Raw genomic sequence first — 357 nt, 5'->3', positions numbered from 1 at the left:
AGAGATTGATGCGTGGAACCCTGCAACCTTCCGGCGGCAGGTAGAAGTCGGTGATTTCCGGGAGCTGCTTTTGCAGGATCGGCACGAACACTTCGTTCAGCGCCACGCCGAGGATGGCAGGCTCATCCGGTGGCCGGCCGGTGTAGGTGCTGTGGTAGATCGGTTTGATCCGGTGGGTGATGCGCTCAACGGTGAACACCGGAAAACTGTCGACTTCGTTGTAATAACCGGTGTGGTCGCCGTAAGGCCCTTCATCGGCCATTTCGCCGGGGTGAATCACGCCTTCGAGGATGATTTCGGAGGTGGCTGGCACCTGCAGGTCGTTACCGCGGCATTTCACCAGTTCGGTGCGATTGC

At 59.1% G+C, this 357-nt stretch carries 1 protein-coding gene; it reads right to left on the bottom strand.

All coding sequences use genetic code 11. From position 1 onward, the window contains the following. Positions 1 to 357 (bottom strand): UbiD family decarboxylase domain-containing protein (locus AC0L3B_RS38710; RefSeq protein WP_473382939.1); only part of this gene is annotated, 357 nt, incomplete at both ends.

The organism is Bradyrhizobium sp. Kon56, assembly GCF_055807635.1.
The sequence above is the reverse complement of the archived record's forward strand: the minus strand, read 5'-3'. Positions and strand labels throughout refer to the sequence as shown.